The sequence below is a fragment of the Paucibacter sp. PLA-PC-4 genome, assembly GCF_026241155.1.
GTDB lineage: Bacteria > Pseudomonadota > Gammaproteobacteria > Burkholderiales > Burkholderiaceae_C > Roseateles_E.
Genome location: NZ_JAPFGP010000001.1, coordinates 334,229 through 356,843 on the forward strand (window position 1 = coordinate 334,229; position 22,615 = coordinate 356,843).

At 66.7% G+C, this 22,615-nt stretch carries 22 protein-coding genes; 14 read left to right on the top strand and 8 right to left on the bottom strand.

What is annotated here, in order from left to right; all coding sequences use genetic code 11:
* From OOZ63_RS01645 to OOZ63_RS01660, 4 genes are all read left to right on the top strand, one after another.
* The gene (locus OOZ63_RS01645) at positions 1–987 is read left to right on the top strand and encodes a Bug family tripartite tricarboxylate transporter substrate binding protein (protein WP_266003566.1); all 987 of its coding nucleotides are present in this window, start codon (positions 1–3) and stop codon (positions 985–987) included.
* Between the two features lie 18 nt (positions 988–1,005).
* Positions 1,006–1,683: a hypothetical protein gene (locus tag OOZ63_RS01650; protein WP_266003567.1), complete on the top strand. Its 678-nt coding sequence runs from the start codon at positions 1,006–1,008 to the stop codon at positions 1,681–1,683.
* 69 nt (positions 1,684–1,752) lie between these two features.
* A complete protein-coding gene (locus tag OOZ63_RS01655) occupies positions 1,753–3,000 on the top strand; it encodes a glycoside hydrolase family 18 protein (protein WP_266003569.1) in 1,248 nt (415 codons plus the stop codon).
* Between the two features lie 45 nt (positions 3,001–3,045).
* Positions 3,046–3,630 (top strand): NAD(P)H-dependent oxidoreductase, encoded by a 585-nt coding sequence (locus OOZ63_RS01660; RefSeq protein WP_266003570.1) that lies wholly within the window; start codon positions 3,046–3,048, stop codon positions 3,628–3,630.
* Between the two features lie 25 nt (positions 3,631–3,655).
* Here the strand turns inward: OOZ63_RS01660 and OOZ63_RS01665 are convergent, their stop codons facing one another.
* Positions 3,656–5,818, bottom strand: coding sequence for a gluconolaconase (locus tag OOZ63_RS01665; protein ID WP_266003571.1), 2,163 nt, complete (start codon positions 5,816–5,818; stop codon positions 3,656–3,658).
* A 76-nt stretch (positions 5,819–5,894) separates the two neighbouring features.
* Between OOZ63_RS01665 and OOZ63_RS01670 the strand changes: the two genes are divergently transcribed.
* Positions 5,895–6,467 carry a cysteine hydrolase family protein gene (locus OOZ63_RS01670; protein ID WP_266003572.1) on the top strand — a complete coding sequence of 191 codons (573 nt, stop codon included), beginning with the start codon at positions 5,895–5,897 and terminating at the stop codon, positions 6,465–6,467.
* A 9-nt stretch (positions 6,468–6,476) separates the two neighbouring features.
* Here OOZ63_RS01670 and OOZ63_RS01675 read toward each other — a convergent pair whose 3' ends face one another.
* Positions 6,477–7,172 carry an SDR family NAD(P)-dependent oxidoreductase gene (locus OOZ63_RS01675; RefSeq protein WP_266003787.1) on the bottom strand — a complete coding sequence of 232 codons (696 nt, stop codon included), beginning with the start codon at positions 7,170–7,172 and terminating at the stop codon, positions 6,477–6,479.
* A 5-nt stretch (positions 7,173–7,177) separates the two neighbouring features.
* Positions 7,178–7,402: a TIGR02450 family Trp-rich protein gene (locus tag OOZ63_RS01680; RefSeq protein ID WP_266003573.1), complete on the bottom strand. Its 225-nt coding sequence runs from the start codon at positions 7,400–7,402 to the stop codon at positions 7,178–7,180.
* Between the two features lie 66 nt (positions 7,403–7,468).
* On the opposite strand from OOZ63_RS01680, the gene OOZ63_RS01685 reads away from it, so the two are divergent.
* The 8 genes from OOZ63_RS01685 (at position 7,469) to OOZ63_RS01720 (ending at position 15,327) form a co-directional block, all read left to right on the top strand.
* Entirely contained in the window at positions 7,469–8,488 is a 1,020-nt protein-coding gene (locus OOZ63_RS01685; protein WP_266003575.1) for an NAD(P)/FAD-dependent oxidoreductase, read from the top strand.
* A gap of 177 nt (positions 8,489–8,665) precedes the next feature.
* The gene (locus OOZ63_RS01690; RefSeq protein ID WP_266003576.1) at positions 8,666–10,276 is read left to right on the top strand and encodes an ABC transporter substrate-binding protein; all 1,611 of its coding nucleotides are present in this window, start codon (positions 8,666–8,668) and stop codon (positions 10,274–10,276) included.
* Positions 10,276–11,316 carry an ABC transporter permease gene (locus OOZ63_RS01695; protein WP_266003577.1) on the top strand — a complete coding sequence of 347 codons (1,041 nt, stop codon included), beginning with the start codon at positions 10,276–10,278 and terminating at the stop codon, positions 11,314–11,316. The genes OOZ63_RS01690 and OOZ63_RS01695 overlap by 1 nt, the downstream gene beginning before the upstream one ends.
* Positions 11,313–12,227 (top strand): nickel transporter permease, encoded by a 915-nt coding sequence (gene nikC, locus OOZ63_RS01700; protein WP_266003578.1) that lies wholly within the window; start codon positions 11,313–11,315, stop codon positions 12,225–12,227. The genes OOZ63_RS01695 and nikC overlap by 4 nt, the downstream gene beginning before the upstream one ends.
* Positions 12,227–13,084 carry an ABC transporter ATP-binding protein gene (locus OOZ63_RS01705; RefSeq protein WP_266003579.1) on the top strand — a complete coding sequence of 286 codons (858 nt, stop codon included), beginning with the start codon at positions 12,227–12,229 and terminating at the stop codon, positions 13,082–13,084. Before nikC ends, OOZ63_RS01705 begins: the two co-directional genes overlap by 1 nt.
* Positions 13,072–13,872 carry an ABC transporter ATP-binding protein gene (locus OOZ63_RS01710; RefSeq protein ID WP_416234672.1) on the top strand — a complete coding sequence of 267 codons (801 nt, stop codon included), beginning with the start codon at positions 13,072–13,074 and terminating at the stop codon, positions 13,870–13,872. Before OOZ63_RS01705 ends, OOZ63_RS01710 begins: the two co-directional genes overlap by 13 nt.
* A gap of 346 nt (positions 13,873–14,218) precedes the next feature.
* Positions 14,219–14,887, top strand: a complete 669-nt coding sequence (locus OOZ63_RS01715; RefSeq protein ID WP_266003581.1) for a glutathione S-transferase family protein — start codon at positions 14,219–14,221, stop codon at positions 14,885–14,887.
* A gap of 65 nt (positions 14,888–14,952) precedes the next feature.
* Positions 14,953–15,327, top strand: coding sequence for a methylglyoxal synthase (locus OOZ63_RS01720; RefSeq protein ID WP_266003582.1), 375 nt, complete (start codon positions 14,953–14,955; stop codon positions 15,325–15,327).
* 14 nt (positions 15,328–15,341) lie between these two features.
* On the opposite strand, the gene OOZ63_RS29060 is transcribed toward OOZ63_RS01720, so the two are convergent.
* From OOZ63_RS29060 to sodC, 5 genes are all read right to left on the bottom strand, one after another.
* A complete protein-coding gene (locus OOZ63_RS29060; RefSeq protein WP_323055717.1) occupies positions 15,342–16,490 on the bottom strand; it encodes a DNRLRE domain-containing protein in 1,149 nt (382 codons plus the stop codon).
* Positions 16,491–16,627: 137 nt separating this feature from the next.
* Positions 16,628–17,572 carry a class I SAM-dependent methyltransferase gene (locus OOZ63_RS01735; RefSeq protein ID WP_266003789.1) on the bottom strand — a complete coding sequence of 315 codons (945 nt, stop codon included), beginning with the start codon at positions 17,570–17,572 and terminating at the stop codon, positions 16,628–16,630.
* Positions 17,573–17,577: 5 nt separating this feature from the next.
* Positions 17,578–19,479, bottom strand: coding sequence for a B12-binding domain-containing radical SAM protein (locus tag OOZ63_RS01740; RefSeq protein WP_266003583.1), 1,902 nt, complete (start codon positions 19,477–19,479; stop codon positions 17,578–17,580).
* 60 nt (positions 19,480–19,539) lie between these two features.
* On the bottom strand, positions 19,540–21,594 hold the full coding sequence (locus tag OOZ63_RS01745; RefSeq protein WP_266003584.1) for a M13 family metallopeptidase: 2,055 nt from the start codon (positions 21,592–21,594) through the stop codon (positions 19,540–19,542).
* A 96-nt stretch (positions 21,595–21,690) separates the two neighbouring features.
* A complete protein-coding gene (sodC, locus tag OOZ63_RS01750; protein ID WP_266003585.1) occupies positions 21,691–22,230 on the bottom strand; it encodes a superoxide dismutase [Cu-Zn] SodC in 540 nt (179 codons plus the stop codon).
* Between the two features lie 207 nt (positions 22,231–22,437).
* Between sodC and OOZ63_RS01755 the strand changes: the two genes are divergently transcribed.
* Positions 22,438–22,596 carry a hypothetical protein gene (locus OOZ63_RS01755; RefSeq protein WP_266003586.1) on the top strand — a complete coding sequence of 53 codons (159 nt, stop codon included), beginning with the start codon at positions 22,438–22,440 and terminating at the stop codon, positions 22,594–22,596.
* Positions 22,597–22,615: the final 19 nt, after the last annotated feature.

Consider the following 22,615-nt stretch of genomic DNA (forward strand, 5'->3'; position numbering starts at 1 on the left):
ATGCAACACCACCACCGCCTCATCCCGCTCGGCACCGTCGTTCTGGCCCTCTTGGGCCTGGCCGGTCCCGCACCGGCTCAGGAGATCTATCCGTCCAAGCCGATCCGCTTCGTCGTGCCCTATCCGCCGGGCGGCCCCACTGATCTGATGGCGCGGCTACTGCAGCCCGAATTGCAGAACCGGCTGGGTGTGCCCATCGTGATCGAGAACAAGGGCGGGGCTGGCGGCAATGTCGGCACCGGCGAGGTGGCCAAGCAGGCGCCGGCCGATGGCTACACGATCCTGCTGGCCGCCAGCGGCCCGATGGCGGTGAACCAGAGTCTGTTCAAGACCCTCAGCTACAGCCCACTGACCGACCTGACCCCGGTGGTGCAGCTCTCGTCCTTCCCGCTGGTGCTGGAGGTCCATCCGTCGACGGGAATCAGGAACATCAAGGATTTCCTCGCCCAGACTCGCGAGAAGCCCGAGGGCCTGACCTTCGCCTCGGCCGGCAATGGCACGCCTCAGCATCTGGCCGGCGAGATCTACAACAAGGCCATCGGCGGCAAACTGGCTCACATCCCCTATCGCGGCGCCGGCCCGGCGCTCAACGACCTGCTTGGCGGCCAGGTCAAGGTGATGTTCGATGTGCTGGGCAGCTCGTTGCCCCATATCAGCGCCGGCAAGCTGACGCCGCTGGCCGTTACCTCGGCCAAGCGCAGCCCTTCGCTGCCGAATGTGCCGACGCTGGCCGAGTCCGGCCTTGCCTCGTTCGAGGTGACGGCCTGGCACGGCATCGCGATGCGCGCCGGGACGCCGCCGGAGATCATCAGGAAGCTCAATGGCGCGGTGCTGGCGACCTTCAAGGACCCTGTCTTCCGCAAGAAATGGGAAGACCTGGGCACACCGGTGGTGGCCGGGACGCCCGAACAGTTCGGCCAGCTAATCCGAACTGAGTCGGTCCGACTGGGCCGTGTCGTACGCGATTCCGGTGCCAGCGTGGACTGAAGCCCGTATGCTGGCGCCATGACAACGCGACGCCATATCGTTCTGCTGGGTCTGCTGCTGACGGCCACGGCCACGGCCTGGGCCGCGGAGCCGGCCGGCCCGCGGCAGAACCTGCTGGTCGAGCTGCGCTGGACCGAGTCCAGTGTCAGCGGCGCGGCGGTGGCCGGGGTGCGCCAAGGCGGCGTGGTGGTGGGCACGGCCGGCTCGGTCTCGCCGCGGCCGGGGCTGACGCTGTCGACCCGTCGCCAAGAGGCCCAAGGCAGCCAGATCCAGCGCGTGCTGGTGCTCAATGGCTATCAGGCCAGCGTGCTGCTCAGCGAGACCGAGCTGCTGCAATGGCTGGACTACGGCGTTGAGCTGCGCGGCGGGCAAATGGATGGTGGGAGGGAGCGCCCGCGCGTCCATGCTCTGACGCACAGCCTGCCGGTTGAGCGCCAGCGCGGTTTTGTGCTGACCCCGTCTTGGCCGGGCGGGCGCCAGCCGGTGCGAGTCGAGCTGCGTGCGCTGGGCACGGCCCAGCAGACGGGGGCGCAGAGCGAACTGCTGTCTACCGTGCTGGTAGCGATGGGTGACTGGCTGACGGTTGCGCGCAGCGGCGCTGCGACGCGCCAGCCCCAGGCCGGCGTGATCAGCAGCAGCGATGCCGAGGGCCAGAGCAACCGTGAGCTGCAGTTGCGTGTCACGCTGGCACCTTGATTGGTATTAAATTGGCATCATATTGGTGTTAGTCTTGGGGCTTCGAGCCCTTGATGGAGACACCGAGCGATGCGTTCCCTGCTGCTGGCCGCCGGCCTGTTACTGAGCACCACACTGTCCCACGCCGAGCCGCCGCTGTTCGGCGCCGGACCGCTGGCGGTGGAACGCGGCAGCAGCACCAAGGTGGTCGGCGCCTATGTGCCGAACTGGGAGTCTGTGGCCGTCGTCGACGCCATCAAGACCGGCAGCCTGAGCCATCTGCTCTATGCCTTTCTGCGCATCTGCGGCCCGGGTCAGTTGACGCAGGACGCGCCCAAGTGCGAGGGCAAGCAGGACTTCGAGCTGGCTACCGGGAAGGTCGACAGCGAGTTTGATGCAGCCTTCCTGCGCCTGAAAGCCCGCCAGCCCCATATCAAAGTCGTTGCTTCGGTTGGCGGCTGGGGCGGCTCCGACCCCTTCTTCCATCTGGCCAATGAGGCGGCGCGGCGTGCGGTGTTCGCCGCCTCGGCCGTCGCCTTCCTGCGCGCGCATCCGGGCTTTGACGGCATCGACATTGACTGGGAGCACCCCGGCGGCAATGGCGCGGTCAACGGGGTGCAGCTCGGCAGCCCTGCCGACGGCCAGGGCTATGCCGATCTGATGAGCGATCTGCGCCGCGCGCTCGATGCGCTGACGGCCGAGACCGGCCAGCCCTATTTGCTGACGACCGCCATCAACACCACCAGCGCCATCGTCGATCGCATCAATTTCAAGCAGGCCCACACCTCGCTGGACCTGGTCTTCATGATGACTTATGACTTCTACGGTGCCTGGTCGGCCGTGGCCGGCAACCACACCACGCTGCGCAGCAGCGCCCCGGAGGCCGACGACAGCCTGCAGCGCTCGGTGAGCAATATGGTCGCGGCCGGCGTGCCGGCGTCCAAGCTGGTGGCCGGCGTGGCCATGTATGGGCGCGGCTTCAGTGGCGTGGCAAAGCCTCTGACTGGTGCGGCCAAGAAGGCAGCCTTCCCTGGCGCCGACGGTGCTGTGGTCTACCGCGAGATCGCCCAGCGCTACCTCGGCCCCAAGGGGCAGGGCCTGCGCGGTTTCAAGGCAGGCCTCGACCCGGTGACCGAGGCCTGGAACCTGCACGATCCCGAGCAGCAGCTCTTCATCGGCTATGACGACCCGCGCGCGGTGCGGGCCAAGGGCCGCTATGCGCTCAAGGCCGGCTTGGCGGGCCTGTTCGCCTGGGAACTGAGCCAAGACAATGGCGACATCCTCAATGCGATGAACGCCGGGGTCGGCCACCGGCTGGTGCTCCACGCCAAACCCTGACCAAAATCAAGCCCTGCTGGGGCCGGAAAGCTCAGGATGCGTGGCATGAGCCGCCTCCTGATCATCCAGGGCCATCCCGATAGCAGCGCCCCGCATCTGTGCCATGCACTGGCCGATGCCTATGCGTCCGGTGCGCTCGATGCCGGCCATGAACTGCGCCGGGTCGAGGTGGCGCAGCTGGACTTCCCGCTGCTACGCAGCCAGACCGAATGGCAGCAGGGCACGCTGCCGGTCGGCCTGCAAGAGGCACAGGACGCGATCGCCTGGTGCCAGCATTTGCTGATCGTGTTTCCACTCTGGCTGGGCGATATGCCGGCGCTGCTGAAGGGCTTTCTGGAACAGGTGGCGCGACCGGGCTTTGCCTTCCACAGCGAGGGCAACAATATGCTCGCCAAGAAGGGCCTCGCCGGCCGATCCGCCCGCGTGCTCGTGACCATGGGAATGCCGGCCGCGCTATACCGCTATTACTTCCGCGCCCATAGCCTCAAATCGCTGGAGCGCAACATCCTCGGCTTTGTCGGCATCGCGCCGGTGCACGAGACCCTGGTCGGCGGCGTCGAGGGCCTCAGCGAGGCCGCGCGCAAGAAATGGCTGGCGCGGTTGCGCAAGCTGGGTTCGGAGGCGGCGTAGCCGGTTCTGGTGCCCCGCCCTGGTCTCAGTGGGCCTGCTGCTGTAGCCTGAGCTCACTAACGGCCTCATTGCCCGCCCAGTCCCGCGCCAGCACCCTCAGCCGGTAGCGGCCCGGCGCCGGCAGGGTCAGCCGGCCCTCGGCCACGCGCCCCAGGTCGACTTGGTTCATCAGCTGGTAGCGAAAGCGGGTGCTGGCCTGGCCGTGGACGGTGACGCCGCTGCCTGCGGCATAGGCGATCTGGGTCATGCGGTCCTCGTCGACATCGCCGCCGGGTATCTGCTCGAAACCGATCTGCCGGCGCGGCTGCTCAAAGCCCGGCAGCGGCCGGCCCGCCTCGTCGAGCAGTTGATAGGCCAGGCTATGCAGACCCAAGCGGCGACTCGGCTTGTTGCCATCGACCTGGTCCCAGGCCTCGACCACCACGCTGACGCCGGGCGGTCCTGACGGCAGCAGCAGATCGGCTTTCGCGCGCGCGCTCAGCGGGCTGCCGGCCGCATCAAAGAGCTCGACCGACGCGATGTGCGGCGGCCGAAGGTCACTGAAGTCCTTGAAGCGCAGAGCCAGTGCATTGCCCTGGTGGCCGGGCGCGCCCAGGCTCAGATGCACATGGGCCATGCCATTGAGCGTGCCCAGCACCTCGCCGGCCTCAAAGCGGGTGCCGCGCCGCAGCCGCATGCGCTCGGGCCGGCCCTGCTCGTCGCGCAGCGGCACGAAGCGCTGTGGATCCAGCGGCCGGCCGTCGGCGCGGCGGCCGACCCGCAGATGGATATAGGCCAAGGGCCCCAGCGCCAGGCCCTCGCTCAGCTCGCCATAGCCCCAGCTGGCCAGAGGGCTCGTGACCTTGGCATCGGCCATCGCCAGCACCTCGGCGCCGACCGGGCCGGCGATGTCCAGCCCGCCATGCAGATGGTGACGCGGCTCCATCGTGCCCGCGCCCTTGTTGTTTCTGCCACCGCGCACCTCGCCCAGCACCCCGACCACCTCGTGCGGACCTTGTTGCGGCCTGAGCGGCCAGCGCCCGGCCGTCTGCGGCAGCGGCTGCTGCGCCGATGGCCCGAGCTCGCCCAGCGCCTTCTGGCTCTGGCCGGGCGCGACGGCGGCCAGGCGGTGCAGCCGGTAGCTGGCGGCGTCGGCCACCTTCAGGCTGCCGTCGGCCGCCAGCGCAAGCCCGGTCGGCCGGGCCAGCCGGTCGCCGGCAGTGATCTGGTGAAGCTGGCCGTCCGGTGTCAGCTGCAGCACTCGCCCGCGCGCCTGCACGCCGATATAGAGATGACCGTCATGGCTCAGCGCCAGGCTCAGCGGGCGGCGCAGCAAGGCCTGCTCATCGTCGGGCGCGGCGCGCGCCACGGTCGTGACCGTCCCGTCCAATGCGACACGGCGGATCGCGTGATTTCCGGCATCGGCCACCAGGGCATGACCGTCGGAATTGATCACCAGCGCGGTTGGCGTGTCGAAGCGGGCCTCGGCGCCGACACCGTCGCGTTCGCCGGGCAGCTCGCCGCCAGCCAGGGTCAAGACCTGGCCCTCGGCGCTGATCAGGCGGATGCGGTCGTTGTAGCTGTCGGCCACCAAGACCCGGCCCTGGCCATCGACGGCTAGACCCAGCGGCCCGTTGAAGCGGGCCTGGTCAGCCGGCCCGTCGCGATGGCCCGGCTGACCGTCGCCGGCCAGTGTCGAGACCTGACCCTCGGGCGTGATCTTGCGGATGCGATGGTTGCCTGTGTCGGCCACGTAGAGATTGCCGGCGGCGTCCAGCGCCAGGCCCGAGGGCGTGTGAAACGCCGCTTCGGCGGCCGAGCCGTCGCGCCAGCCTTCGGCGCCGCTGCCTGCCAGGGTCAAGACCTGGCCCTCGGCCGTCAGCACTCGGATGCGGTTGCTGGTGCCGCCGTCGGCCACATAGATCCGGCCTTGCGCATCGACAGCCAGACCGTAAGGGTCGGCAAAGCGGGACTCGATCGCCGGGCCGTCGCGCCAGCCCTCGACACCGTCGCCGGCACATGGCTGCAGTTGACCGCGCCAGCCAATGACGGTGGGGGTGGGGCCCTGCGGGGCGCCTGCGGTCGGCGGGGCGATCAGCTGCAATCCCGGACGGGTGACCAGCAGGGCGATAACGGCAGCGCCAAGTAACAAGGCACTCAACAGAACTGGACGGCGCATCATCGGCATGGCATAGGGTAGGGCGCGCATCGTAGCCTTGTGTCGTCACGAGCCGAAACATCGTCTATCGTTCGCCGCGTTTCGTTTCTCAACCCTGCAGGTTCTCATGAATCAAGCCGTCCTCGTCATCGATGTCCAACACGCCCTCAGCCATGGCGTCTACCCCTGCTTTGACGCCGACCGTGTGATCGAGCGCATCAACGCGGTCTGCGCCAAGGCCCGGGCTGCCGGCGTGCCGGTGATGCTGATCCAGCATCAGTCGGTCGGCGGCGCGCTGGACCAGGGAAGCGAGGGCTGGCAACTGGCCGCCGGCCTGGAAGTGCAGCCCGGTGATATCCGGCTGGGCAAGACCGCAGCCGACGCCTTCCACAAGACCGAGCTGCAGGCCCTGCTGCAGCGCCTGGGTGTCGAGCGTCTGGTGGTCTGCGGTTTCCAGAGCGAGTTCTGCGTCGACACCACGGTGCGCCGCGCACTGGGTCTGGGTTATCCGGTGACGCTGGTGGCCGACGGCCATTCGACGCTGGATAACGGTCTGTTGTCCGCCGCCCAGATCAGCGCCCATCACAACCTGACCCTGGCCCATATCAGCAGCTTCGGGCTTCGGGTGACGTCCGTTGCGGCGGCCGAGATCTGCTTTGCGGATCAGGGCCAGCCGCCTGTGCCGGACCTGGACGTCTGAAGGCGCCGCTCACCAGGGCAGCGTGCTGCCGTCGTAGCTGAGGAAGGCCCCGCTGTCCTCGGCGCTTTCCAGCGCGGCCAACATCTGGGTAACCGCCAGCGCCGCCGGCCGGCCGATCTCGGCGCCGCGAAAAGGTGCGGACAGGGCTGAGCTGACCGTGCCCGGATGCAGCGCCAGGATCAGGGCGCCGGGCTTGCTGCGGCGCAGCTCGATCGCTGCGGTCTTGACCAGCATGTTCAGCGCCGCCTTCGAGGCGCGGTAGCTGTACCAGCCGCCCAGCCGGTTGTCACCGATGCTGCCGACCTTGGCCGAGAGCATCACCATCAGGCTGCGCTGCCGGCCGTCCAGCAGCGGCGTGAAATGGCGCAGCAGCATGGCCGGGCCGACCGTGTTGGCGCTGAAGGTGGCGAGCATCTGGGCCGGGTCCAGATCAGCCAGGCGCTTCTCGGGCATGAAGCCCTCGCCGTGCAGCAGGCCGGCCGCGTTGATGATGAGCTGGAAGGGGCCCTGGTCGGTCAGCGCGGCGGCCGTCTCGGCGATGCTGTCGGGCCGCGCGAAGTCGATGGCCAGCGGTGACGAGCGGCGGTGCAGTGCAACGCACAGCGCGCAGCGCGGGTCGTCCCGCAAGGCCTGCACAAAAGCGGCGCCGATGGCGCCGGATCCACCGATGACCAAGGCGCGGTAGGCGTCCGGCAGCGCTTTCATCGTGTTCATACCCATCCCTGTCTCCATTCGCTCGCGTCGCGCAGCTCACGCCAGGCGACGCGACGGCTGCGCCCGGAGTGCACGGCCTCGAGTTCGATCTCCAGGACTGGTGCGTCCGGCGTCTCTGGCAAGACCAGCCTGACCACCAAGAAGTGCTTCTCCTTGTGCTGCGGCGTGACTGCCGTCCACTTGCTCAGCAGCAGCTTCTTGGGGTGCAGAGGATTTGTCATGGCGCCAGCCTAGCCCAGATGGCCTGGCCCTGCAGCGGCTGGGACAAGCCGGCACAATGCGTTGCCATGACCTTCTCCTCTGCGCGCCTTGAACTGGCCGTCGTTGGCGCCGGCATCGCCGGCCTGGCCTGTGCCGGCGCCCTGCAGCAAGCCGGCCACCGGGTGCAGCTGTTCGAGAAGAGCCGCGGGCCCGGCGGACGCATGAGCACTCGGCGCGACGAGGCGGCAGGCTGGCAATGCGACCACGGCGCGCAGTACCTTACTGCCCGCGACCCCGACTTCCGTGCCGAGCTGCAGCGCTGGCTGGCGGCCGACGCCGCCGCGCTGTGGACGCCGCGGCTGAGCGTCATCGGCGAGGCCGATCGGCACCGCCGCGAGGCCGGGTTGGAGCGTTTTGTCGGCCTACCGCGCATGACGGCGCCGGCCCGGCTGCTGGCCGCCGAGCTGGCGCTGAGCACCGGCTGCACCATCACCGCGCTGCAGCGCGAGCCCGGGGGCTGGCGGCTGCACAGCGCCGAAAAGGGCCTGCTGGCGCCGCGCTTCGATGCGGTGCTGCTGGCCCTGCCGGCGCCCCAGGCCGGCGCGCTGCTGCGGACTGCCGCCGAGGAGGAGCTTGCGGCGCTGGCTCAGCTGACGGACAGTGTCCGCATGCGCGGCTGCTGGGCTTTGATGCTGCGATACCCGGCGGCACTGGCGCTGCCTTTCGATGCCGCCTTCGTCAACAGCGGGCCGCTGCGCTGGGTCGCTCGCGACAGCAGCAAGCCTGGCCGCCGCATCGGCAGCGAGGGTGGGTCTGAGACCTGGCTCTTGCACGCCGAGGCCGAGTGGAGCGAGGCCCGGCTGGCCTGGCCCGCCGACGCGGTGGCAGCCGAGCTGCTGCGGGCCTTTGCTGCGCTGGGTGCGCCGGCGCCAGTCACCTGGACCGCGCACCGCTGGCGCTATGCCGACACGCAGGCGGCCCTGAGCCTGGGCAGCGTCTGGCGGGCCGAGACCGGCCTGGGCCTGTGCGGCGACTGGCTCAACGGGGGCAAGGTCGAGGGCGCTTGGCTCAGCGGCCGCGCGCTGGCCCGGCAACTGGCAGGCTGAGTCGCCTAGCTGTGCGCGCTGCGCACGGCCCATGCACTGCGGCTATGCCAGGCTTTTCAACAGCTATCGCCTCGGGCGCCGGCGCTACTGGTTTACACCACCCGGGATAGCACGGAGCACGGGCAAGAATGCGTTGTTCGCCTACCCAATAACGCAGCCATCAGTCGAGGAAACCCGATGCTCACGAGCCCCAAGATCTCCCGCCGCACCGTCCACGGCCTGCTGGCCTGCAGCCTGGCCCTGGCCTACGGGCTCGCGCCGGCCGCCACGCCCAAGGACACCTTGGTCCAGGCCTTCGCCTTCGACGACATCATCTCGATGGACCCGGCCGAATCCTTTGAGCTCTCGGCCGGCGAGATCCTTGGCAACACCTATGACCGTCTGCTGCGCCTGGACGTCAACGACCCGTCTAAGGTGATCGGCGATCTGGCCAGGAGCTGGGCCGTTTCGGCTGACGGCAAGACCTTCACCTTCGAACTCAAGCCCGGGGTGAAGTTCGCCTCCGGCAATGCGCTGACCGCCGAGGACGTGGTCTGGTCGCTGCAGCGCGCAGTGCTGCTGGACAAGACGCCGGCCTTTATCCTGACCCAGTTCGGCCTGAAGAAGGACGTGGTCAAGGACCGCATCAAGCAGACCGGCCCGCTGACGCTGACCATCGAGACCGACAAGCCATATGCGACCACGCTGGTGCTGAACTGCCTGACCGCCGATGTGGCCTCGGTGCTGGACAAGAAACTGGTGCTGAGCAAGGAAGCTAACGGCGATATGGGCTATGCCTGGTTGAAGACCAACTACGCCGGCTCGGGCCCCTACAAGCTGCGCGAGTGGCGTGCCAACGAGATTGTCGCGCTTGAGCGCAATGACAATTACAGCCTGGGTGCGAAGGCGCCGTTGGCCCGCGTGATCTATCGCCATGTCAAGGAGGCCGCGACCCAGCGCCTGCTGCTGGAAAAGGGTGACATCGACATCGCCCGCAATCTGGCGCCGCAGGACATCACGGCACTGGCCGCCAGCAAGGACATTAAGACCACTGCCGCGCCCAAGGGCACCGTGGTCTATATGAGTTTCAATATGAAGAACTCGGCGCTAGCCAAGCCCGAGGTGCGCGAGGCGATGAAGCTGCTGGTGGACTATGACGGCATCGGCGAGACCCTGGTCAAGCACATCGGCCAGATCCATCAGAACTTCCTCCCGGTGGGCCTGCTGGGTGCCAGTACCGACAAACCCTTCAAGTTCGATGTGGCCAAGGCCAAGGCGCTCTTGGCCAAGGCCGGTTACCCGGACGGCTTCAAAGTCACCATCGATATGCGCACCGTGCAGCCGGTGCAGGGCATTGCCGAGAGCTTCCAGCAGACCGCCAAGCGCGCCGGCATCGACATCGAGATCATCCCCGGCGACGGCAAACAGACGCTGACCAAGTACCGCGCCCGCAGCCACGACATCTATATCGGCCAGTGGGGCGCCGACTACTGGGACCCGCACACCAATGCCGACACTTTCGCGCGCAATGCCGACAACAGCGACGGCGCGGCTGCCAAGCCGCTGTCGTGGCGCAATGCCTGGGACATCCCCGAGCTGACCAAGAAGAGCGACGCCGCAGCTCTGGAGCGTGACGGTGCCAAGCGCGCCAAGATGTACCAGGACATCCAGGCCGAGTTTCGCAAGACCAGCCCCTTCGTGATCTTGTTCCAGCAGACCGAGGTGGCCGCCTACCGCAGCAACCTCAGCGGCCTGAAGCTGGGCCCGACCTTCAGCACGAACTACATGTTCAAGGTCTCCAAGCGCTGATGACGGGATTTGCTCGGGCGCTGAAGCCCAGGGCGCGCGCCCTGGGCGGATTCCTGGTGGTCATTGCGCTGACCTATCTCGGCCTGCTGGCCGTGACCTTCTTTATCGGGCGGGTGATCCCGGTGGATCCGGTGCTGGCCGTGGTCGGGGACCGCGCGCCCGAACATGTGATCGCCCGGGTGCGCGAGGAGATGGGGCTGAACAAGCCGCTGTGGCATCAGTTCTGGCTCTACCTGCAAAAGGTCGCCCAGGGCGACCTGGGTACCTCGGTGCTGACATCTAACCCGGTGCTGCAGGACATCAAACGGGTGTTTCCGGCCACCTTTGAGCTCGCCACCGTGGGCATCATCATCGGCGCCGGCCTTGGCGTGCCGCTGGGCGTCTGGGCAGCTGTGCGGCGCGGCGGCCTGGTCGACCAGGCCGTGCGGGTGATGGCCCTGGTGGGCTACTCGGTTCCGATCTTCTGGCTGGGCCTGATGGCCCTGGTGCTGTTCTACGCCAAGCTCGATTGGGTGGCGGGGCCGGGGCGCATCGATGTGGCGTTCGAGTACAGCGTCACTCCGGTCACAGGGCTGATGCTGGTGGACACGGCGATGGCCGGCGAGTGGGAGGCCTTTCGCAATGCGCTCTCGCACCTGATCCTGCCTGGCGCGCTGCTGGGCTACTTCTCGCTAGCCTATATCAGCCGCATGACGCGCTCCTTCATGCTCAACGAACTCAGCCAGGAGTACGTAATCGCGGCCCGCGCCAAAGGGCTCAGCGAGGCCCGCATCATCTGGCGTCATGCGCTGCGCAATGCGATGGTGCCGCTGGTCACGGTGATCGCGCTGTCCTATGCCGGCTTGCTGGAGGGCTCGGTGCTGACCGAGACCGTGTTTGCCTGGCCGGGCCTGGGCCTTTACATCACCAACTCGCTGCAGAACGCAGACATGAACGCGGTGCTGGGCGGCACCCTGGTGGTGGGCTCGATCTTCGTGGCCCTGAATCTGCTGTCTGACCTGCTGTACCGAATGCTGGACCCGAGGACGCGAGTCCGATGAGCACCGATCTGAAAAACCTGCATCAGTGGCTGATGAGCGAGCGGCCTGAGTCGCGCCGCCAGGCCGCGCTGGGCCGGGCCTACGCCGGCTGGCGCACTTTTGCGCGCAACCGGCTTGCCCTGGTGGGTCTGGCCATAGTTGCTCTGCTGGTGCTGATGGCCCTGTTCGCCAACCAGCTGGCGCCCTACGACCCCAGCGTCGGTGACCTGCGCACGACCCGACTGCTGGAGCCCTCGAGCGCGCATTGGATGGGCACCGATGACCAGGGCCGCGACATCCTCTCTCGCATCATCCATGGCTCGCGCATCACGCTCTTTGTCGTTGTGCTGGTTGCCGTGCTGGCGGCGCCGATTGGCCTCTTGGTCGGCACGGTGGCCGGCTACCGTGGCGGCATGATCGACGCGGTACTGATGCGCGTCACCGACATTTTTCTGGCGTTTCCGCGCCTCATCCTGGCGTTGGCCTTTGTCGCGGCGCTGGGCCCCGGCATCGAGAACGCGGTGCTGGCCATTGCGCTGACCTCTTGGCCGCCTTACGCGCGCATGGCGCGGGCCGAGACGTTGACGATTCGCCAGGCCGACTACATCGCCGCGGTGCAGCTGGTGGGCGCCTCGCATAGCCGCATCGTTCTGCGTCACATCATGCCGTTGTGTTTGCCCTCGGTGATCGTTCGCGTCACGCTGGACATGGCCGGCATCATTCTGACTGCCGCCGGCCTGGGTTTCCTGGGCCTGGGCGCGCAGCCGCCCATGCCCGAATGGGGCGCGATGATCGCGGCCGGCCGGCAGTATGTGCTGGACCAATGGTGGGTGGCGGCAGGGCCAGGTCTTGCCATCTTCATCGTGAGCCTGGCATTCAATTTGCTCGGTGACGGCCTGCGCGACACCCTCGACCCGAAGAGCAACAAGTGATGAAGAGCGACAGCAATAACACTCTGCTGCTCGAAGTCGACGACCTGCGTGTCTCATTTCCCACTCGCGACGGCAGTCTGTTCGAGGCGGTGCGCGGCGTCAGCTTCACCTTGGGCCGTGAGCGGCTGGGCATCGTCGGCGAATCCGGCTCTGGCAAGTCCCAGACCGGCCGCGCCATCCTGGGCCTGACCGCGCCCGAAGCCCTGATCACCGCCAAGCGCCTGGCCTTCAAGGGTCAGGACTTGCTTGGCGCCACACCAGCCCAGCGCCGCGCGATGCGCGGCGGCAGCATCGCGATGGTTCTGCAGGACCCGAAGTACTCGCTGAACCCGGTGATGAAGATCGGCGAGCAAATCCGCGAGAGCCTGCAGGCCCACCAAGGCGGACTGTCCTCGTCCGAGGCCAGGAGGCGGGTGCTGCAGGCGCTGGCCGATGTCGCGATCGATGACCCCGCGCGCGTCTACAAGCTCTACCCGCACGAGGTCTCAGGCGGAATGGGCCAGCGCGCGATGATCGCGATGATGCTGATCGCCGAGCCGCAGCTGCTCATCGCTGACGAGCCGACCTCGGCGCTTGACGTCACCGTGCAGCTGCAGGTCTTGGGTATCCTGGATCGATTGGTCAAAGACCGCGGCATGGGTCTGATCTTTGTCTCGCACGATCTGCGCTTGGTGGCCAGCTTCTGCGACCGTGTGCTGGTGATGTATGCCGGCAAGGTGGTCGAAGAGGTTCGCGCCACCGAGCTGCAGGCGGCCAAGCACCCCTACACCCAAGGCCTGCTGAACTGTCTGCCGCGCCTCGGCGCCTCGCGCCATCCGCTGCCGACGCTGAATCGACAAGAGGAGTGGAAGCTTTGAGCTTGCTCGGTATTGAAGTACAGGGCCTTCGGGTTCGCTATGGCGAGTTCACCGCCGTGCACGAAGCCTGTTTCAGCGTTGCGCCCGGCGAGAGCTTCGGCCTGGTTGGCGAATCGGGCTCAGGCAAGTCCACCATCCTGCGCGCGATCTGCGGCCTGGCGCCGCGCACGGCCGGCACGGTCAGGCTGATTGGTGCCGGTTCACAGCCGGAACCCGGCAGCAAACCCTTCCGCCGCCTGGTGCAGATGGTGTTTCAAGACCCTTACGGATCGCTGCATCCGCGTCAGACCATTGACCGCATCCTGGCCGAGCCCCTGGCCATTCATGGCATGCGGTCCGATGCCGAAGCCCGCATCCGCCGCGCGCTCGACGAAGTCGGTCTTGGCCAGGGCTTCCGGTTCCGCTATCCGCACCAGCTCAGCGGCGGCCAGCGCCAACGCATCGCCATCGCCCGCGCACTGATTCTGCAGCCGCAGATCCTGCTGCTCGACGAACCCACCTCGGCCCTCGACGCGTCGGTGCAGGCCGAGGTCCTGAACCTGCTGGAATCACTACGCCGCGAACGCGGCCTCACATTTGTGATGGTCAGCCACGACCTCGGCGTCGTCACGCATCTGTGCGAGCGCCTGCTGGTGATGCAACAGGGGCGCATGGTCGAGCAGGTGGATGCGGTGGCGCTGGCGCACAGCCGAGTAGAGCAAGACTACACCAAGCAGTTGATGCGGGCGGCGGTGGGGTTTAGGAGGGGGGCAGCTGAAGCCTTGAGCCCGGAGATTTCCGCCAGATAGTGGAGACGGTCCTTCAGCAAAGGGCGCGCATATTTCTTCTTGGAGCAACGTCTTTTGCCCAGGATGAAGTACGCGCCGTCGTAGTGGTCGCAGCAAGTTGCTCTCTTTGCTTTGGCGTGACTGCCTTAGCGAACTTAGTCATCGAGGCTGCCAGATTCACGCAGGGTTAGCCTTTTCGGCCAACCCTGCTTCTTCGGGAACTCATTGACTTCCATCGGGATAGGCTGTTGGCCCGACAGTACGGCGAGATGGCTGTATCGGACAGCAGACTGAGCAGCGTGTCGAATCCCGCCCGCCTCATCCGTCGCGCATAGCTGGCAGCCTCGCCACCAAAGGAGACACTCTTATGCCCCTGCAGCTCTACTACCATCCCTTTTCGTCTTACTGCCAGAAGGCGCTGATCGCGTTCTACGAGAACGCGATTCCGTTTGAGCCGCAGCTGTTGGAGGGGCCGGACTGTCCAGCGACGAAGGCGCTGGCCGAGTTGTGGCCAATCAAGCGCTTTCCGCTGCTGGTTGATGAGGAGCGCGGCGCTACCATCATGGAGGCGAGCTGCATCATCGAGTACCTGGGCCTGCACCGGCCGAGTCCGGTGCGTCTGCTGCCCGAGGATGCGCAGGCGGCGCTGGAGGTGCGGATGCTGGACCGCTTCTTCGATAACTATGTCTCGACGCCGCAGCAGAAGATTGTCTTCGACGCGCTGCGTCCGTTCGATAAGCGTGATCCTCATGGCGTGGCCGACGCGCGGGCAGTGCTGGATACCGCTTATGCCTGGCTCGATGTGCGCATGGCTACAGGGCGCGAGTGGGTGGCAGGCGAGCAGTTCAGCCTGGCTGACTGCGCCGCGGCGCCCTTTCTGTTCTATGCCGACTGGACCCATCCCATTGACAAGGCTCACTCCCATCTGCAGGCCTACCGCCGCCGTCTGCTGGCGCGGTCCTCGTTTGCGCGCGCCGTCGACGAGGCCAGGCCTTATCGCCACTACTTCCCGCTTGGCGCACCGGACCGTGATTGATTGGTTGGTTGGTGGATTCGCCGTTTGACGCTGCGCTGTAACTGTCCGGCCTCTAAGATGTGGCGATGAGACTCGCCCTGATCGCCCACGACCACAAGAAGAACGATATGGTGGCCCTGGCCACCGAGTTCGCTAGCTTCCTCAACAGCTGCTCGCTGATCGCCACAGGCACCACCGGCGGCCGGCTGCGTGACGAGGTGGGTCTGGCCCATGTCGAATGCCTGCTCAGCGGGCCGCTGGGTGGCGATCTTCAGATCGGGGCACGGCTGGCGATGGGCGAGGTGGACGGCGTGATCTTTCTGCGCGATCCGATGACGCCGCAGCCGCATGAACCCGACATCAACGCGTTGGTTCGGGCCTGCGATGTGCACAACATTCCATGCGCGACCAATGTGGCCGGCGCACGAGTGATGCTGATGGCCTGGGCCTATCCGGGCTGAACGGGCTGAGCCCGCTAGTTGGTCACCATGCTCCAACCGGTGCTCCAGTCGTCGGAGTTGCCGGTCAGGGTGACAGCTGCCGCGGTGCTGCGTGCGCAGGGGCCCAGCACATAGCTGCCCGGGCCCAGCACGAAGCTGTTACTCAGGCTGACCAACTGGCGCACATTGGCCGTGGTAGGCATGATTTTGTAGCCGCTGTTGGGCGAGAACAGGGTGCCGCCGACACCGCTGCTGTAGCAGATATCGATCCGCAGGCTGGTGTTGGTCGATGCGGTGAATGTCAGTGAGGCTGTGTTGCTGAGGCGCTGGTTGGCGCTCAGCGTGAGGCTGGCAGTGGGGCCGAGGTAGACATAGGTGGTATTCACGACTGGCACGGTCGTGACCTGGCCGCTCCAGGATCGGATCTGGTTTACGCCGCTAGGTCCCTGCGGGCCCGCCGGCCCCTGCGCACCGGTATCGCCCTTTGCGCCGGGCGCGCCTGGTGCGCCGGCCAGGCCGGGGGCCCCGGGCGCGCCGGTATCGCCCTTTGGGCCGGGCGGGCCGGCCGGACCGGTGTCGCCCTTGGGCCCCTGGTCCATCAGGCTCAGATCCAGCCGCGCCACATGGCCGGTGGCGGTGTTCTCCTTGCTGTCGAAGAACACCATGGTGGCCGGCGCCGAGACGGCCGGCACCAGCGCGAAGCCATGGTTGCTGCCGGGGCTGGTGATCCATTGCCGCACCTGGGCCGTCACATCGATGGCCAGAAACTGGCCGGCTGCGCTGACCGGCACGGCCGGCACGCTGCCGGCTCCCGAGGTGGTCGGCGGGCTGGCGGCGGTGGCGCCCAGCTCGGTCCAGGGGCTGTAGACCGTCTGCGCCTCGATCGCACCGGGCGTGCCGACTCGGTTGACATACAGCACCAGGCTCGCCTTCTGCAGCTTGGTTGCAGTCAACCCGGCCGGCAGCGTGCCCAGATCGAAGCGCAGCAGGGCTTGCGAGCCGCCACCGACATTGAGCGTGGGCAGCGCGCCGAAATTGCTGGCCGGCAGGCTAGCGCTGATATGGGTGTCGGCCGCTGGCACCGCTTCGACGGCCCAGGCTATGCAGGCTGGCAAGCTCCACAGCAAGGCCATGGTCACGCACCGAGAGGCGTAGGAATAGGAAGAAGAGGAGGAGGAATGCATGACTAACTCCCGGCCGCTGAAATGGGCTGCGTCAGCCTATCCCCCCGCGCGGCTCTTGACCATGGCCGCTCGTCCCCGAAACCGGCGAGGCCGGCCCTGTCGCAGCCGGTGCCTGTTTGTCGTCTTGGCGCGTTGCTTCAGCTCAGCTTTGGTGCTTGATAGATCAGCACCTTCAGTGAGCGCTGCGCGTCCACATCGGCAAAGGCCGCCGGGTTCGCGACCCGTTCGACAAAGCGCAACGCGGGTGCCAGCTCGCGCATCTGACCTTGCACAAAGGCCAGATCCAGCTTGGGCGTGTTCAGGCTCAGCATCGCATGGCCGCCGGGCACCATCAGCTCGGGCAGACGGCGCATCAGGCGGGCGTAGTCCTTGGTGGCGACGAAGCTGCCCTTCTGAAAGCTTGGCGGGTCGACGATGATCAGCTCGTAGGGTCCGGCACGGCCAATCTTGCCCCAACTGGTGAAGATGTCGTGGGGCAGGAAGCTGGCCGTGCCCATGCCGGGTGCGGCGGGCAGACCGTTGAGCCGATGGTTCTTCTTGCCAATGGCCAGCGCACCGTCGCTCATGTCCAGATTGACCACATGGCTCGCGCCGGCCTGCAGGGCCACGACCGAGAAGGCGCAGGTGTAGGAGAACAGGTTCAGCACCTTGAGCCGGCGCTTGTCGGGCCAGCCGGCCACAAACTCTCGCACCCAGCGCCGGCCCTCGGCCATGTCGAGAAAAAGGCCGTGATTCTGGCCGCGCAGCAGATGGACCAGATAGCGCGCGCCCTGCTCGCTGATGATGTGCTGAGGCTCGGGCAGGCTGCCGGCCATCAGTCGGGTCTCGCTGCGGCCCTCGTGGCGGAACTGGTAGGCCCAGCTGAGCGTGGCGCCACAGCGCTCGCTCAAGGCACTATGAATCTTGGCCAGATCGGCTTCGCTCAGCGGCTGAGAAAAACTCGTCAGCAGCCAGACCGGAGGAAAAGCATCCAGCGCCAGATGCTCACAGCCCGGGTGCAGGCCGCCGCGCCCGTGGAAGACGCGATGGGCGTCGGCGGGCTGCGGGGCGATGGTGGCAATGGCATCGAGCAGCGGCTGCAAGCTCGTCATGTAGCCAGCGCCTTCGCGATCTTGTGCCGGGGCACCGTAGTCTTGGGCACCTTCATGTCGAACCAGCTGCGCACATCCTCCTCGACCCCGATGCCGTGCATGAAGTTGTAGATGGCTTTCTTCAGCGCGCGGCCCAGCCGGTCATGGTCGACGCCGGTGGGATCGATGAAGCCGACATCGTTCTTCGCGAAGGGGCTGGCGGGCAAGGGCAGCAGCTGCACGCCGTAGTCTGCGGGGTTCATGCCCACCGGCGAATGCACGGTGCAGGCAAAGCGGTGGAAGAAACCGCTGTGGATGCAGCCGTTCTCGAAAAGCTGGCGTACGTATTCCAGCGCATCTACTGTGTCCTGCACGGTCTGGGTCGGAAAGCCATACATCAGATAGGCATGAACCAGCACGCCGGCATCGGCGAATCCCTTGGTGACTCGCGCCACCTGCTCGACCGAGACCCCCTTCTTCATCAGCTGCAAGAGCCGGTCCGAGGCCACCTCCAGCCCACCCGAAATCGCGATGCAGCCGCTGTCGGCCAACTGCTGGCAGAGCTCGGGCGTGAAGGTCTTCTCGAAGCGGATATTGCCCCACCAGCTGATCGCCGTGCCGCGCTTCTCCAACTCCAGCGCCAGTGCCTTGAGCGACTTCGGAGGCGCCGCCTCATCGACAAGATGAAAGCCGGTCTGGCCGGTCTCGGCGACGATCGCTTCGATGCGGTCCACCAGCGTCTCGGCCGAGGCCGCGTCATAGCGCGAGATGTAGTCCAGCGAGACATCGCAGAAGCTGCACTTCTTCCAGTAGCAGCCGTGCGCCACGGTCAGCTTGTTCCAGCGTCCATCGCTCCACAGCCGATTCATCGGGTTCAGCATATCCAGCAGCGACAGGTACTTGTCCAGCGGCAAGCCGTCCCAGGTGGGCGTGCCCACCTCTTCAAAAGGTATGTCGGGCTCGACAAAGTTGATGTATTTCACCTCGCCTGATTCACGCACAAAGGTCCGTACCAGGCGCTGTTGCGAGCGCCTGCCATCGATGTGCTCCAGCAAGGCCAGCAGCGGGCGCTCGCCAGCGTCCAGCGTGATGAAGTCGACGAAGTCGAACAGACGCGGCTCGCTGAGCTCGCGCAGCTCGGTGTTGACGAAGCCGCCGCCCAACACGATTTTCACCGCTGGGTGATGTGCCTTGATGGTCTGCGCGATACGCAGCGCCGCATAGACGGCGCCGGGGAAAGGCACCGACAGCAGTACGACCTCGGGCCGGTGGCGCTCGATGGCTGCCAGGGTCAGATCTTGCAGCAGCCGGTCCACCAGATTCGGCGGTGCGGCCAGGGCCTGGGCCAGCGGCTCGAACGTAGGCTGGGCGGTGGCCAGTTTCTCGGCATAGCGGACAAACTCGAAGCGCTCGTCCACCGCGTCGCGAAGCACATCGGCCAGATCGTTGAGGTACAGCGTGGCCAGATGGCGGGCTCGATCCTGTAGGCCCAGGGCGCCAAAGGCCCACGCCAGCGGATCGCCGCCGTCCTCATCGAGATAGGCATCCAGCGTTTCGAAGCGGCTGCCCTCGGGCAGGAAGGCTCGGGTGTTGATGCGGTGAGCTAGCGTCGCGTCACCGCCCTGGAGAAAGCGGATGACAGGCGTGATCGTCGCGGCATAGCGCTCGTACTGGGCAGCGAAGCTGCGCACCTGGGCCGAGCGTTGTGCCTCGGGCGTCGCTTGCGCGGTCTCATGCAAGCCAGCCAACCCCTCGCGGGAGAACAGCGCCAGCATCAGGGCCAGCGCCAGGTCCTCCTGCACCGCCGGGATATTGCGCGAGCGCAGAAACCCGGTCAGATAGGCGGTCGAAGGGTAGGGCGTGTTCAGCTGTGTCATCGGTGGGATGACGGCTAGTACACGGGGAGCAAGGGAGAGCATGGGAGCGGCGGCGGCTGACAAGCCGGCATTTTGCCAGGGTGTCCGCCGCCACTGCCGCGCTCACCAGATGCGCGCGCGCTCCTTGGGGGCTCGCCACATCGGATCGCCCGGCCGGGTCCCGAAGGCCTTGTGGAAAGCGTCCAGATGCAGCAGCGGCGCGAAGCCGCGCAGCGAGCTGTTGGCGTGGTAGTCGATCGCGGCCAACTGCCGGATGCGCTCAGGCCGCGCTTTGTAAGCCCACATCTGAGCCCAGGCGACGAAGCAGCGTTGGTCGGTGCTCAGTCCGTCGACGTGGGGCTGGGCCTTGCCGCCCAGGTGGCGGTGCAGGGCCGCATGCGCCAGTGTGATTCCGCCCAGGTCGGCGGTGTTCTCCGTCAGTGTCAATACGCCGTTGTGCTTGAGCCCCGGCAGCAGGATGAACTCACCGAACTGCTGGACAAGCAGCGCGGTGCGTTTCTCGAACTCGGCCGAGGCCTGAGGCGTCCACCAGTCGCGCAGATTGCCGGCTGGCCCGTAGCGGCGACCGTTGCTGTCGAAGCCATGGGTCAGCTCATGGCCGATCACCGCACCGATGGTGCAGTAGTTGACGGCGGCATCGGCCCCGGGCCTGTAGAAGGGCGGCTGCACGATGGCCGCTGTGATGTCGATGCTGTTGGTCTGTGGGTCGTATGCGGCGTTCACCGAGGTGGGGGTGGTGTACGGTGGGTCGGCAAAACGCTCGTTGATCACCGGCTGGCCCAGCCGGGCCAGTTGGCGCCGCAGCGAGAACTCATCGGCCCGCTGGGTGTTGCCGAAGTGGTCATCGGGCCGGATCTGCAGGCCGCTGAAGTCTATCCATTGCTGGGGATAGCCCACCTGGATGTCGACCTTGGACAGTTTTTCCAGCGCGGCGCTGCGGGTCGGCGCGTCGAGCCAGGGATTCGTTCGCAGGCGCTGCTCGAACTCATCCTTGATGTGGGCCACCATCTGCGTGATCTCGCTGCGCGTGCTGGCAGGGAAGTAGGCCTCGACATACAGTTTGGACAGCGGGTGAAAGAGCTGGCTGTTGATGGCCTGAGTGATCTGGCGTTCGCGCTCGGGCAGGGTCTGCAGGCCCTGGCGCTTGCGATCAAACTCCTGGGCCAGGTCGCGCCAGGGCCGTCCCAGGGACGAGGCCCGGCCGGTCAGTACATGCCAGCGCAGCAGGCTGCGCAACTCATGGGCCTGCCGGCTGCTCAGCACCTGCTGCACCGCCTTGATGGCCGCCAGGTCGCGCACTTGCACCAGCGCCGGCGGCTGCAGGCCCAGGGCCCTCAGCTTGGCGCCAAGGTCTATGGCCGGGATCAGGGCCTGCGCCTCGGCCAGCGTCATCTTGTTATAGGTCATGCCCGGATCGCGGGCCTGAATGGGGGTCAGCTGCGCGGCTGAGATCTCGGTCTCGATGGCAAGCACCGTGCGTGCCTTGGCCTCGGGATCGGACTCGCCCGCCGCCTTAAGCATGGCGCTGATATGGCCCAGATAGAGCTCGCGCACCGATTGGTTCTCGGGCTTGGCGTACTCCTCTTGGGACAGTGATTGCTGGCCGGCCACGAGCAGCAGCAGATAGGATTTGCTGTCCTTGGCATCGATGGTCGGGAAGGCGTTGAGCAGGGGCGACACGCCGTAGCCGAGCTCAAGCCGGGCCGAGAGCTGGCCCAGCGCCGCTGCTGGCAGGGGCAGCGTGTCGATCAGGTCCAGATCGGCTTGCAGGGGTTTGAGCCCGAGCTGATCCATGCGCTGCAGGTCCATCGCAGCGCGCCAGTAGTCGCCGATCTGCTGCTGCGGGCTACCCGGCGCGCCCGTGGCATTGGCGGCGTTCTTGATCAGGGTCAGCAACTGGCGATCCAGATTGGCGGCGAGCTGGGTGAATCCGCCCACCTCGGCCTCGCTGGCGGGGATCTCGGTATGCCGCAGCCAGTTGCCGGCCGCATAGCCGGTGAAGTCCTGGCGCGGGCTTACCCGCTTGTCCATATTCGCCGGCGAATAGCCGAGCACGGGCGTCTGCGAGCTGGCCAAAGCCGATACGGCAGGGGCGGCCAGTACGGCCGCTGTGAGCCAGCACGCGCCGTGCGCCCGCAGGCTTGGCAGAAGAGTCATCAAGAGATCAGGCATGTTTTCATCACCTCGTCTATGTTGATAAACCGTCGCCAACGCGACTCCGAAGTGGGCCACGCAATTTCTACCATGTCGCGCTCAGCTCCCGATCACCCCGCAGGCCACGCGCGCTCCTCCGCCGCCCAGTGGAGCAGGATGGTCGGCATGGTTGTCGCCGCCGGCATGCACCATTAGCGAACGGTTCAGCACATCTGCCAGTTTCAGCCGCGGCCCCAGAACCGGCTGGCTGGCGGTGCCATCTGCTGCAACAAACAGCGGCGGCAGGTCGCCCAGATGGCCGCTGCCCCAGGGCTCGCCGTGCTTGCCGCTGCCGGCCGGGTCCAGATGGCCGCCGGCCGCCAGTGCTGGAACCATCACGCCCTCCTCGTTGGCGGCCGCCGCGCAGGACGGTTTTTCATGCACATGAAAACCGTGCAGGCCGGGCGGCAGGCCGCTCAGCGCTGGATGGAAGACCAGACCATAGGGCGACTCGAGGATGCGCACGGTGCCGACCGCGGCGCCGTCGCCGCCAGCGCCGGCAACATTCAGGGTGACGCTGCGCTCGGCCGCCAGGGCTGGGGCTGCGGCAAGCAGAAACGCGCCGAGTAGCGCGAGGGTTGGGCGAAGGTGTTGGGGCATGGAGAGGCTCCTTGGTTTGCGTAGGCGGTGGCTTGGATTCTGGCCCTCAGATTCGGATCTGTGAGCGACTTCTACCCCGCATCGAGAGGACGAATCAGGGGACAAGCCGGCTACAAACGAAACAATCTCTCAACAATGCAGCAATCTGCTTGAGACCTGCCGCCTCGACAGTGCAGCTGTGCCGGATCCCGGCATAAGGAGCACGCCATGTCCGAGTCCACGCCTTTTCCGAGCTACCGCAGCGAGGCTTTTGCCGAAGACCTGATTGAGCCGGCACCGACCCGCCTGGACCGCCGCATCGAGGCGGTGCTGGGTCTGCTGCCTCTGTGCACCGCCTTGCTCGGTTTTGCCTTCGCGTTGATCTGATTGCCGGGCATGATGCGCG

Excerpts from the sequence above, each read along its gene's own strand:
- OOZ63_RS01645 (WP_266003566.1), top strand. The coding sequence starts at position 1 with ATGCAACACCACCACCGCCTCATCCCGCTCGGCACCGTCGTTCTGGCC.
- OOZ63_RS01650 (WP_266003567.1), top strand. The coding sequence starts at position 1,006 with ATGACAACGCGACGCCATATCGTTCTGCTGGGTCTGCTGCTGACGGCC.
- OOZ63_RS01655 (WP_266003569.1), top strand. The coding sequence starts at position 1,753 with ATGCGTTCCCTGCTGCTGGCCGCCGGCCTGTTACTGAGCACCACACTG.
- OOZ63_RS01660 (WP_266003570.1), top strand. The coding sequence starts at position 3,046 with ATGAGCCGCCTCCTGATCATCCAGGGCCATCCCGATAGCAGCGCCCCG.
- OOZ63_RS01665 (WP_266003571.1), bottom strand. The coding sequence starts at position 5,818 with ATGCGCGCCCTACCCTATGCCATGCCGATGATGCGCCGTCCAGTTCTG.
- OOZ63_RS01670 (WP_266003572.1), top strand. The coding sequence starts at position 5,895 with ATGAATCAAGCCGTCCTCGTCATCGATGTCCAACACGCCCTCAGCCAT.
- OOZ63_RS01675 (WP_266003787.1), bottom strand. The coding sequence starts at position 7,172 with ATGAAAGCGCTGCCGGACGCCTACCGCGCCTTGGTCATCGGTGGATCC.
- OOZ63_RS01680 (WP_266003573.1), bottom strand. The coding sequence starts at position 7,402 with ATGACAAATCCTCTGCACCCCAAGAAGCTGCTGCTGAGCAAGTGGACG.
- OOZ63_RS01685 (WP_266003575.1), top strand. The coding sequence starts at position 7,469 with ATGACCTTCTCCTCTGCGCGCCTTGAACTGGCCGTCGTTGGCGCCGGC.
- OOZ63_RS01690 (WP_266003576.1), top strand. The coding sequence starts at position 8,666 with ATGCTCACGAGCCCCAAGATCTCCCGCCGCACCGTCCACGGCCTGCTG.
- OOZ63_RS01695 (WP_266003577.1), top strand. The coding sequence starts at position 10,276 with ATGACGGGATTTGCTCGGGCGCTGAAGCCCAGGGCGCGCGCCCTGGGC.
- nikC (WP_266003578.1), top strand. The coding sequence starts at position 11,313 with ATGAGCACCGATCTGAAAAACCTGCATCAGTGGCTGATGAGCGAGCGG.
- OOZ63_RS01705 (WP_266003579.1), top strand. The coding sequence starts at position 12,227 with ATGAAGAGCGACAGCAATAACACTCTGCTGCTCGAAGTCGACGACCTG.
- OOZ63_RS01715 (WP_266003581.1), top strand. The coding sequence starts at position 14,219 with ATGCCCCTGCAGCTCTACTACCATCCCTTTTCGTCTTACTGCCAGAAG.
- OOZ63_RS01720 (WP_266003582.1), top strand. The coding sequence starts at position 14,953 with ATGAGACTCGCCCTGATCGCCCACGACCACAAGAAGAACGATATGGTG.
- OOZ63_RS29060 (WP_323055717.1), bottom strand. The coding sequence starts at position 16,490 with ATGCATTCCTCCTCCTCTTCTTCCTATTCCTACGCCTCTCGGTGCGTG.
- OOZ63_RS01740 (WP_266003583.1), bottom strand. The coding sequence starts at position 19,479 with ATGCTCTCCCTTGCTCCCCGTGTACTAGCCGTCATCCCACCGATGACA.
- OOZ63_RS01745 (WP_266003584.1), bottom strand. The coding sequence starts at position 21,594 with ATGACTCTTCTGCCAAGCCTGCGGGCGCACGGCGCGTGCTGGCTCACA.
- sodC (WP_266003585.1), bottom strand. The coding sequence starts at position 22,230 with ATGCCCCAACACCTTCGCCCAACCCTCGCGCTACTCGGCGCGTTTCTG.
- OOZ63_RS01755 (WP_266003586.1), top strand. The coding sequence starts at position 22,438 with ATGTCCGAGTCCACGCCTTTTCCGAGCTACCGCAGCGAGGCTTTTGCC.